The organism is Nocardia sp. NPDC060220, assembly GCF_042727815.1.
Classification (GTDB): Bacteria; Actinomycetota; Actinomycetes; order Mycobacteriales; family Mycobacteriaceae; genus Nocardia.
This window is the reverse complement of record NZ_JBHWZY010000175.1, coordinates 1-9981: the sequence shown is the minus strand read 5'-3', so window position 1 is coordinate 9981 and position 9981 is coordinate 1. Positions and strand designations below refer to the sequence as shown.

Genomic DNA, 9981 nt, shown 5'->3' with positions numbered 1-9981 from the left:
CCGACTATCAACGCTGGACCGCGCTGCGCATTCTTGGCCGGACCCCGGCTCGGGTTGCTCCAGCTCCGCGGGGAAGTGTCGGTAACCTCGTCGGACTGATGTTGCGTCCAGGAGAGGTTTTCGCGGCACCCCGTGGCCGTCGCGCGAGGCGGTCAGGGAACGGTGACCGCGATCCCGGCCGGCGAGCACTCGAATCCGCTCTGGTCACTCGACTTCGGCAGTCCTCTTCGCTGTTTCGACGGCCGGGTGTACGTGGGCAATCGGCGGGTGGTGTGAGATCCGGCGGCCCGCGCACCTAAGCCTGCGCGCGGGTGCCGCGTCGACCGACACGGGCCTCACCCTCCCCTCCAGGGTGAGGACCGCATCGGGGCCGCTGATCGAGCGGCGCACCAGGCCCCGGATCTCCAACGGCCAGAAACGGAACAGCCGCGAGACTCGAGGTCGGCCAGGATTGTGAGCTGTCAGTTGGAGACGCCGACCGCTGTGCGCAGGTGTTGGCGCTGCTCGATGATGTCGAGCATGAAGTCGGCGGCATCGCCGCAGGTGATGGAGTAGCCCGTCGCCCGCCCGCTCGGGTCGGCCTTGACGGTTCCCTTGTCTGCCACCGCCTTCAAAGCCGGGAGGCGAACGGCTGTCCAGGCCAGCTCACTGGCTGCGAGCTGGGCTTCCATCGCCACTTTGGCATCGAGAATGGGCGGCAGGCGGCGCGCGAACAGCGGCACCAGGACGCGACGGAAAAGGAAGGCACCGGAACCGGGTAGTCCCATGTTGCTCGCGCACACGAGTCGTTCGACGCCGTGCGCGCGCATCTTCTCGATGATCACGCGTGTGGCGTCGGGGACGAGGTCATTGGGTTTGCCGTCGCCGAGCCCGCCGACCCCCAGGTACTGGATCACGGCGTCGGTGCCGTCCAGCGCGCGCTCGACCGCCGCCGGATCCAGCGCATCGCCGCGCACGACGCGAACGCCGTGGGGCACTTTGTCGGCGCTTGTCGCGGAGCGCGCGAGGACTGTCACGTCGTGCCCGCGTTCGAGCGCTTTCGCGACAACAGCGCTGCCGCCCATACCGGTCGAACCGAAGACCACCAGTTTCATGTTCCGAGCCCCGCCTCTGTGTGGTCGTTCGAGATCGCGATCGCCCACTCGGGCGACCCACCCTCACGACAGTAGTTACTGTTGTTTGAAACGACAGTAACTACTGTCGTAAGGTCGGTCAAGACGGAAGGCGGACACATGGTCAGAACTTGGGCGACAGACGATCCCAAGGCCGGGCTCATGACGCGCAAGCGTGCCCAGATCGTCGCGGCCGCGCGCACGGCCTTCCTCGACGAGGGATACGCCGCCAGCTCGGTCAACAAGATCGCCGACGAGGCCGGCGTCTCGATCAAGACCCTCTACCGCCACTTCGAGACGAAGGACGAGCTCTTCACCGCCGTCATCGCGGGACTGTGCGCACCCGACAGCGACACCACCCGAGACCCCGCCTGGTACACCGATCCGCCCGAGGTCGGCTTGGTTCGCGCGGGCGAGGAGTACCTTCGCCATGCCCTTTCCGACGAGCAGCTCGCGCTCTACCGGGTGGTCGCTCACGACGCGGATCGTTTTCCCGAACTCGGGCGCATCTACCGGCGGGAAGTCCTCGGCCGTAGCGGCCTGATCTTCGCGTCCTATCTGGACCGGTGGCGTGAGCGGTCGGGCTGGCGAATCGCCGACAAGTACGAGGCGGCCGCGGTGTTCGGCGGACTGCTGAAGGCCAGACTCTTCGACCAGGTGTTACTCGGCGGAGCGCAGCCCGACACCGAAGAGATCACCCGCCGAGCGCGCCACGCGGCCGACCAGTTGCTGACCATCCTCGAAGCGGGCGACCTCTGACGCTGCGGACATGGTCACCGACCACAGCTCCAACTTCATCACCCCACCGAGGCTTTCGCTGACGTCCACGGCCGATCCATTGTTTCGGTGCGAGTTCCACGACTGTCGCCCTAGGCTTGGCCCGATCTCGTCGACAACACCGCCTCCGACAACGGCAGAGCTGCCGGCCCGGACCCGAGGAACCCCATGCCCCTCTCCCCCATCCTGTCTCGCGCGCTCGCCGCGATAGCGATCACCGCGACAGCCTCCGCCCTTCCCGCCGCGCAGACCGCTTCCGCCGAACCGGTTTCGTGCGCGCAATGGACTCGGCACACCGTCGCGGCGGGGTACGGAATACTCGAGAACCTGGGGTTCGACGGTCGCGGAAATCTGCTGCTGGCAGAGCAATCCGCCACCGGATCGTCCGGCACCCTGCAACGCCTCGGTGCCGACGGCTCGCGATCTGTCGCGGTGAGCGACGTGGAGGGTCCCGGGTCGATCCTGACCGCCGGCGACACCGCGTATTTCACGACCGGCAACAGCGTCACCGCCGCCCTCACCGACCGCGCCGACGGGACGATTCAGGCCCTGCACCTCGACAGCGGCACCGTGCAGACGGTGGCCACCGGTCTGACGATGCCGAACGGGTTGGCGCAGTTGCCGAACGGCGACTTCGTCGTCAGCAGAGACGTCGGCGCGGGCACCTTGACTCGGGTCACCTCTGACAACATCGCGACACCCTACGCACCGTCACTGAGCTCCACCAACGGCCTCGCGTTCGACCCGCACCACAATCGGCTCATCGTCTCGACGACGTTCAACCCCACATCGGTCATCGCCGCCGTCGACTACGCCGATCCCGACAGCCCACCACGCCAGGCCGTGATTCCCGGTGTCGGGCCACTGAACTCGGCCGACGATCTGACCGTCGGCCCGGACGGCAAGGCGTACGTGACCCTCAACGTGGCCGGCGCAGTTCAGCAGGTTGATGTGGACACCGGCCGGACCTGCGCGATCGCCGACGGTCTGCCGTTGTCGTCGTCGGCACGGTTCGGGTCCGGACCCGGCTGGAATCCGAACGCCCTGTACGTCACCAGTTTCCTCGGAACGGTCACCGAGCTCACGCCGCCCTGATCATCGATTGAGGCAGACCATTCCGAGCAGCGGGCCGTACCGATTCTCGGCGCTGCCCACCATGACCAGCAGGCCACCGACCGGGCTGCAGAGCACGTCCAGACTCGACGAGCCGGTGTCCGCCACCGGCTGCTGGGCGTGCGCGGAACCCGCGCCGACGGCGGACGCGAGCAGGAAGAGAGCGAGTGCGGACGACGCCGCGAGCTTGTTCATAGCTCCACCGTGCCGTGTGTCCTCGCGGCGCACACGCCCCGAATTGCTGGGGCGCGCACCGAGAATCACACCGGACCGCATCATCTGATCCCGTGCGAGTTACCTACTCGGACAACGCCCTTCGCGAATGCTCATGCGCCCCGGATCACTCCGTCACGCCGGCCACGCTCGAATGACTCGCTGTCGTCGACACCTGGTGCCACCACGTGGCGATCCGGTCGACCACCGGCCCTGGTGTCCGCACCCACTTGATGTGGTCGTTGGACGCACCAGCCGGTACGTCCGCGGTGCGGTAGTCCCATCGAGTGACCCTGCCCGGGGTGAACAGCCGGCGGGCGAAAGCCTCGATACCGCGTCGCGGTGCCAGTGCGTCGTCTTCGAGGGCGATCACCAGCGTCGGTGTATTGATTGTGTCCACCGCAGGGAAGGGAGGCCGCCCGGTCAGGACCATGGCGGCCCACTCGCGCATTTGCGTGCGTGCTCCAGGTGCGCCGAAGGCGGGCTTGGGCAGATAACCGAAGACCGCCGTGATGACCGGCACGAGCGAAGCCATGATCGCCACGGGCAGGCCGAAATTCGGAAAATGCCGGTGGTATGGCAGGCTGCCGCCGACGGTCACCATGCCATCGGCGCCGGGGTGGTTGAGCTCGTGGCCCGCGGCGAGTTGGGCGCCGAGGCTGTGTCCGAGGACGACGACCGGCCGGGCGGGGTCTTCCCTGCGGGCCTCGGCCACCGCGTGCGCGATGGTGTCGATCTCGTCCCGGTAGGACCAGTTGTTGTGCCGCGATGCCTGCGGCGTGCCCTGTTCGAAGCCCCGCCGTGGCAGCGCCCGCGCGCTCCAGCCGAGGTCGGCGAATGCTGCGACGAGCGGGGCGTAGAAGCGCGAGCCGATGGCCATGGCCGGCGCGATCAAGACGATCGGCGACGTCGCCTCCGGCCCGATACCACCCGAATGCCGACTACTCGACCTGCTCACTGATGCACTCCTTCGTTCGTCCGATACGCCCATCGGGTCGTTGACGGCGGGCAACCCCGAGGCTAATGTTAGCAGCGAAAACATTGGCTGCGGGTCTACGGACTCTTCTGCCGTTCCGGCCGCCTGGCATCCCCTCTGTCGAGAGTACGACCGCACCCAGGAGGAACATGTTGTGACGAAAGTGCTGATGGTCATCACGGCCGCGGATCGCTGGACATTGAAAGACGGCACGGTGCACCCGTCCGGCTACTGGGCCGAAGAGGTCGCTTTTCCGCACCGCGCTTTTACCGAAGCCGGATGGGACATCACCATCGCGACCCCGGGCGGCAAGAAACCCACGCTCGACCGGCTCAGCCTCGGCATCTCCGGCGGAATGCCGGGCAAGCGCCGCGACATCGAGCACTACCTCGACAGCATTCAGGGTGCGCTCGACACACCGGTCCCGCTCGACACTGTCGACTCCGATTCTTTCGACGTCGTCTTCTACCCGGGCGGTCACGGCCCGATGGAAGACCTGGCCTACGACGAGACCTCCGGCGCGCTGCTCGCCGCCCGGTTGGCCTCTGGCAAGCCCTTGGCCCTGCTCTGCCACGCTCCCGCGGCGATCACGGCGGCGACCGGACCCGACGGAAAGAATCCGTTCGCCGGTCGCCGGATGACCGGGCTGTCCAATCGGGAGGAGCTGCTCAACCGGTTCGCCTGGAAGGCACCGTGGCTGCTCGAGGACAAGCTCAAAGAACTGGGCGTCGACTATTCGAAGGCGCTCATCCCCTTACGGCCACACATCGTGGTCGACGGAAACCTCTACACCGGACAGAACCCGCAATCCTCCGAAGAGCTCGCCGGCCGACTCATCACCGACGTCGGCGCCGCGTCAACGACTCAACAGAGCACGGTCCAGGTAGATCTCGGTGGTCGTACAGTCACCGTGCCGGAAGACGGTCTCTACGACAGATATCGCATGAATCCCGATCTGGACGAGATAGCGCGCGATTCCCGGGTCAGCGGTGTCGACTTTTTCCGGGAACTCCCTAAAACCAAGGTCGACTCACTGATCGGCGAAACCTACACGCGGAATTTCTACTACCGGATGTCCAGTGCCAGGCTCACGATGCTGGCCCGTTCGCGCGCGATCCGTTCCCGGCTGCCCGCTGAGCTGGCGCCGCTGGAAGTGTTCCCCGGATTCGGCGTGGTCTCGGTCATGTTCTTCCGTTACGACGTCTGCGATATCGACTTCTATACCGAGGCCGCCGTGGGCATCGCGGTCCGACCGGCCAGACACGGCAAGCTCGGTCTCGCCGACCTGCTCACCGGCCTCGACAGCGACCGCCTGGATTCCTACGTGCTGTCGCTGCCGGTGAGCACCGAGATCGCCCAGGTCCGTGGGCACGACGGCTACGGCTTCCCCAAATGGGTCACCGAGATCGACTTCGAGGTCGATGGCACCCGGACCACCGGCCGGGTCCTCGACGACAGCGGCGCAACAGATCTGACCTTGTCGGTGGCCACACCTGCCCAGACCGCATATCCCAGCGGTGAGCGGGTGTCGACGCTCACCTCCTACACCTCGATCAAGGGCGGCTGGCACTCGACACTGAGCCAGACCAACGTCCTGTCGGCCGGCAGCACGACGATGCCCCGTGACGTCACGCTGACGATGGGGCACGGCCGCCTGTCGCGAGATCTTCGATCACTCGCGCCGATCAAGACTCTGCGCCTGGACGTGATGAGCGAAGGCCAGAACGCTTTGCACATGCCGGTTCCGACTTCGGTCCCGACAAGGGCATAGGACGCCACATCGCCTGAATGAACACCCGACCAGAAGGAGATCGTGATGACCGAAATCAAGCCGGTTCTCGAGCCTGAGGCAGCGGAGTTCGCCACAGCCACCGATACCCCGCCGTTCCTTTTCCAGTTGCCACCGGAGCAGGGTCGCAAAGCGGTCGACGAGGTCCAATCGGGTGACATCGACAAGCCCGCCATCGACGAGGAATGGATCACCGTCGAGGGCGGGCCGACCGGCTCGGTGAAAGTCCGCATCGTCAAACCGGCGGGCGCCACCGGCACGCTTCCGGTAATCTTCTATATCCACGGTGCGGGCTGGGTATTCGGCAACGCGCACACCCACGATCGGCTGGTCCGCGAACTCGCGGTCGGCGCCGACGCCGCCGTGGTGTTCCCGGAGTACGACCTGTCGCCGGAAGCGAAATATCCGACGGCGATCGAACAGAACTACGCCGCCGCACAATGGGTGTTCGCACACGGTGCTGACAAGGGTCTCGACGCTACGCGTTTCGCGGCCGTGGGCGATTCGGTGGGCGGCAATATGGCCGCCGTACTCACCTTGATGGCCAAGGACCGTGGCGATGTGCGGATCTCGCAGCAGGTGCTGTTCTATCCGGTCACCAACGCCGATTTCGACACCGCGTCCTACCACCAGTTCGCCGAGCACTACTTTCTCGCCCGCGACGGCATGCGCTGGTTCTGGGACCAGTACACCGACAACGACGCCCAGCGCGCCGAGATCTACGCGTCACCGCTGCGCGCTTCGGTCGATCAGCTCGCGGGCCTGCCACCCGCGCTGGTGATCACCGGGGAAGCCGACGTTTTGCGTGACGAGGGCGAGGCCTACGCGGCCAAGCTCAGGGCGGCCGGGGTGCCGGTCACCCAGGTGCGCTTCGGCGGCATCATCCACGACTTCGTGATGATCAATTCGATGCGCTCGACGCATGCGGCCGACGCCGCCATCAAGCTGGCGCAGGACACCCTGCGCGCGGCACTGCACTGAATCCGAAACCATGGAGCCTTCATGTCTGTCGACCACGCCACCCGAACCGAGGGCCTGCCGCCTTCCCTGTCCCCGGCCCAGATCAACCGGTTGACCGCACGGATCGCGGCAGGTCCGGACGCCACACAGGTGACGACCACGGTCCCCTATACCGGCAACCCGCTGGCCACGCTGCCCGTCTCGACTCCCGAGGACGTCGAGGCGGCGTTCGCGCGTGCCCGCACGGCCCAAACCTCGTGGGCCGCAATGCCGGTGGCCAGGCGTAAGGCGATCCTGCTGCGGTTCCACGACCTGCTGCTGCAACGTCAGGCCGAGGTTCTCGACCTCATCCAGGCCGAGAACGGCAAGACTCGTAGCGACGCGTTCCTGGAAGTCACCGACATCGCGATCGCCACCAGGTACTACGCCCGCAGCGCCGCACGGCTGCTCGCTCCCAAGCGTCGCCGGGGCGCCATACCGATCCTGACCCACACCACCGAGCTGCACCATCCGAAGGGTGTCGTCGCGGTGATCTCGCCGTGGAACTATCCGCTGAGCATGGGGGCCGGAGACGCGATTGCGGCGCTGTTGGCCGGCAACGCGGTGGTACAGAAGCCCGACACGCAGACCGCGCTCACCGCGCTGTGGGCCCTGGATCTGATGCACGAGGCGGGTCTGCCGAGTGGGGTGTGGCAGATGGTGGTCGGCCGTGGCAGCTCGATCGGCACGTCGCTGATGGACAACGCCGACTACCTGATGTTCACCGGGTCCACCGCCAGCGGTCGCCGGATCGCCCGCGACGCGGGCGAACGTCTCATCGGCGCTTCTCTCGAACTCGGCGGCAAGAACCCGATGATCGTCCTCGACGACGCCGATATCGATCGTGCCGCCGACGGTGCGGTGTCCGCGTGCTTCTCCTCGACCGGGCAGCTGTGCGTGTCGATCGAACGGATGTATGTGGCCGAGGCGATCCGCGACGAGTTCGTGGCCGCGTTCGTCGAGCGGACGAAGGCGATGAACATCGGTGCCGCCTACGACTACAGCACCGACGTCGGCTGCCTGACCAACCGGTCCCAGCTCGATACCGTCACCGCGCATGTCGAGGACGCGGTCGCCAAGGGCGCCACTGTGCTGGCCGGTGGCCGGGCGAGACCCGATCTCGGGCCGCTGTTCTACGAACCGACCATCCTCGCCGATGTCACCCCGGAAATGACGCTCTACGACCACGAAACGTTCGGGCCGGTGGTGTCGATCTACTCCTTCGCCGATATCGACGAGGCCGTCGTGCGGGCCAACGCCACCGCCTACGGTCTCAATGCCAGCGTCTGGACCCGCGACGGCGCCCGCGGCCGGGCCGTTGCGGCCCGGGTGCGCGCGGGTACGGTCAACGTCAACGATGCCTACGCCGCGGCGTGGGGCAGCGTCGATTCGCCGATGGGCGGCATGGGCGATTCCGGGCTCGGCCGCAGGCACGGCGCCGACGGCATGCTGAAATACACCGAGCCGCAGACGATCGCATACCAGCGCCTCCTCGGCTTCGACGCACCGGCAGGTCTGTCACGGAGCGCATGGGCGACCACTCTGACCACCGTGCTCGCGGGCATGAAGAAGGTGGGTGCCCGCTGAGATCGGGTGAACACCGGGGCGCGGCGCCGATTCACCGTCGCGCAGCGCTTGGTTCCTCACCGCAACACGGCTGTCCGCATCCGCGCTGAGCGCTCGGCGGCGGTGCTCAGCCGTGCGCGGACGGCAGCGTCGGGAGTTCGACGATCGCGAACACCGTACCGCGGATACGACTTTCGAGTTCCGCGTCGGCGGCGGCATCGAACTTGCCCTGCAGATAGAGGAACGCGAGACCGTGCACCAGAGCCCACATCGCGTTGGTCAGCGATTCCTCGTCGGCGGTGGGATAGATCCTCCGCACGATCGCCTGGACGTAGTCGTGGATCGCCGTGGTCGCGGCCACGCGTTCGGGACTGGTCGGATCGCACGGGTCCGAGAACATGACCCGGAACAACGCGGGCCGCGCCAAGGCGAATCGAACATAGGCCACAGCGATGGTCGCGAGATCCTCGGGCGTGCTCGGCTCCGCGCTCGCGGCGACCAGCTGTTCGGCCAGCTCACGAAAGCCCACCGCGGCGACGGCCGACAGCAGTGCGTCGCGATCGGCGAAATGACGGTACGGCGCGGCCGTGGACACCCCGGCACGGCGGGCGGCCGCCCGCAGCGAGAGGTCTGCCGCGCCATCCTCCTCGAGGAGCTCCACGGCAGCGCGCACGAGCGCGCTGGGTAGATCGCCGTGGTGATACGACGTGTTCGACATTGCCATGGAAACAAATCTAGCAAGTGTTGACACTGCTTACATTTACCTCTACCGTTGGGCTCCGCACGCGAATGTAAGCAGTGTCAATATGCGTGCCGAAAGGAGCGAACAATGGCGAGCGGTGCGGACTCGGGCGAGGTGTTCTCGCCTCTGCGGTTGCGATCCGGCCAGGTCCTGCAGAACAGGATCGCCAAGGCGGCGATGGAGGAGGGAATGGCGGGCAAGTCCCAACTTCCCGACGAGCGCCTCATCGCGCTGTATCGGCGATGGGGCGCCGGGGGCGCCGGGCTCCTGATCACCGGAAACGTGATGGTGCACGCCGAGGCGTTGACCGGGCCGGGCGGCATCGTGCTCGACGCGCAGGCGCCGCTGGCGCCGTTCACGGCATGGGCGCAGGCAGGCAAGGCGGCAGGCGCGGCCATGTGGATGCAGATCAGCCACCCCGGCCGTCAAGTGCAGGCTCGCATGCCCGGCGTGGTCTGGGGTCCGTCGAACATCGCGGTCGAATTGGGGCGTCACTCCAAGCGTTTCGGACAGCCGGTGGCGATGACTGCCCGGCAGATCCACGAGACCATCGGGCGTTTCGTCACCACCGCCCGACGCGCCGAACAAGCCGGCTTCGACGGCGTGGAAGTTCACGCCGCACACGGGTATTTGCTGTCGCAGTTCCTCTCGCCGCTGGTCAACGATCGCACCGACGAATGGGGCGGCTCACTCG

9 protein-coding genes and 2 pseudogenes are annotated in these 9981 nt (G+C 66.8%); 7 read left to right on the top strand and 4 right to left on the bottom strand.

The window, feature by feature from the left end; translation table 11 throughout:
• Positions 1-461: 461 nt before the first annotated feature.
• A complete protein-coding gene (locus ACFWF3_RS11865) occupies positions 462-1094 on the bottom strand; it encodes an NAD(P)-dependent oxidoreductase (RefSeq protein WP_379313650.1) in 633 nt (210 codons plus the stop codon).
• A gap of 138 nt (positions 1095-1232) precedes the next feature.
• Here ACFWF3_RS11865 and ACFWF3_RS11860 point away from each other — a divergent pair, with 138 nt between their 5' ends.
• Both ACFWF3_RS11860 and ACFWF3_RS11855 read left to right on the top strand, forming a co-directional pair.
• Positions 1233-1871, top strand: coding sequence for a TetR/AcrR family transcriptional regulator (locus ACFWF3_RS11860; protein WP_379313649.1), 639 nt, complete (start codon positions 1233-1235; stop codon positions 1869-1871).
• 186 nt (positions 1872-2057) lie between these two features.
• Positions 2058-2984, top strand: coding sequence for an SMP-30/gluconolactonase/LRE family protein (locus tag ACFWF3_RS11855; protein ID WP_379313648.1), 927 nt, complete (start codon positions 2058-2060; stop codon positions 2982-2984).
• Here the strand turns inward: ACFWF3_RS11855 and ACFWF3_RS11850 are convergent, their stop codons facing one another.
• Positions 2985-3197: a hypothetical protein gene (locus ACFWF3_RS11850; protein ID WP_378989698.1), complete on the bottom strand. Its 213-nt coding sequence runs from the start codon at positions 3195-3197 to the stop codon at positions 2985-2987.
• Positions 3198-3342: 145 nt separating this feature from the next.
• A complete protein-coding gene (locus ACFWF3_RS11845) occupies positions 3343-4095 on the bottom strand; it encodes a serine aminopeptidase domain-containing protein (protein ID WP_379313646.1) in 753 nt (250 codons plus the stop codon).
• A gap of 250 nt (positions 4096-4345) precedes the next feature.
• Between ACFWF3_RS11845 and ACFWF3_RS11840 the strand changes: the two are divergent.
• From ACFWF3_RS11840 to ACFWF3_RS11825, 4 genes and pseudogenes are all read left to right on the top strand, one after another.
• Positions 4346-5044 (top strand): annotated as a pseudogene (locus ACFWF3_RS11840) (type 1 glutamine amidotransferase domain-containing protein); the annotation flags it as partial.
• A complete protein-coding gene (locus tag ACFWF3_RS11835; RefSeq protein ID WP_379313651.1) occupies positions 5027-5962 on the top strand; it encodes an acetoacetate decarboxylase family protein in 936 nt (311 codons plus the stop codon). The pseudogene ACFWF3_RS11840 and the gene ACFWF3_RS11835, both read left to right, overlap by 18 nt.
• A 45-nt stretch (positions 5963-6007) precedes the next feature.
• Entirely contained in the window at positions 6008-6961 is a 954-nt protein-coding gene (locus ACFWF3_RS11830) for an alpha/beta hydrolase (RefSeq protein WP_379313645.1), read from the top strand.
• 21 nt (positions 6962-6982) lie between these two features.
• Positions 6983-8566: a succinic semialdehyde dehydrogenase gene (locus ACFWF3_RS11825; protein WP_379313644.1), complete on the top strand. Its 1584-nt coding sequence runs from the start codon at positions 6983-6985 to the stop codon at positions 8564-8566.
• A 106-nt stretch (positions 8567-8672) separates the two neighbouring features.
• Here the strand turns inward: ACFWF3_RS11825 and ACFWF3_RS11820 are convergent, their stop codons facing one another.
• Entirely contained in the window at positions 8673-9269 is a 597-nt protein-coding gene (locus tag ACFWF3_RS11820) for a TetR/AcrR family transcriptional regulator (protein ID WP_378989690.1), read from the bottom strand.
• 105 nt (positions 9270-9374) lie between these two features.
• Here ACFWF3_RS11820 and ACFWF3_RS11815 point away from each other — a divergent pair.
• A pseudogene (locus ACFWF3_RS11815) lies at positions 9375-9981 on the top strand (2,4-dienoyl-CoA reductase); the annotation flags it as partial.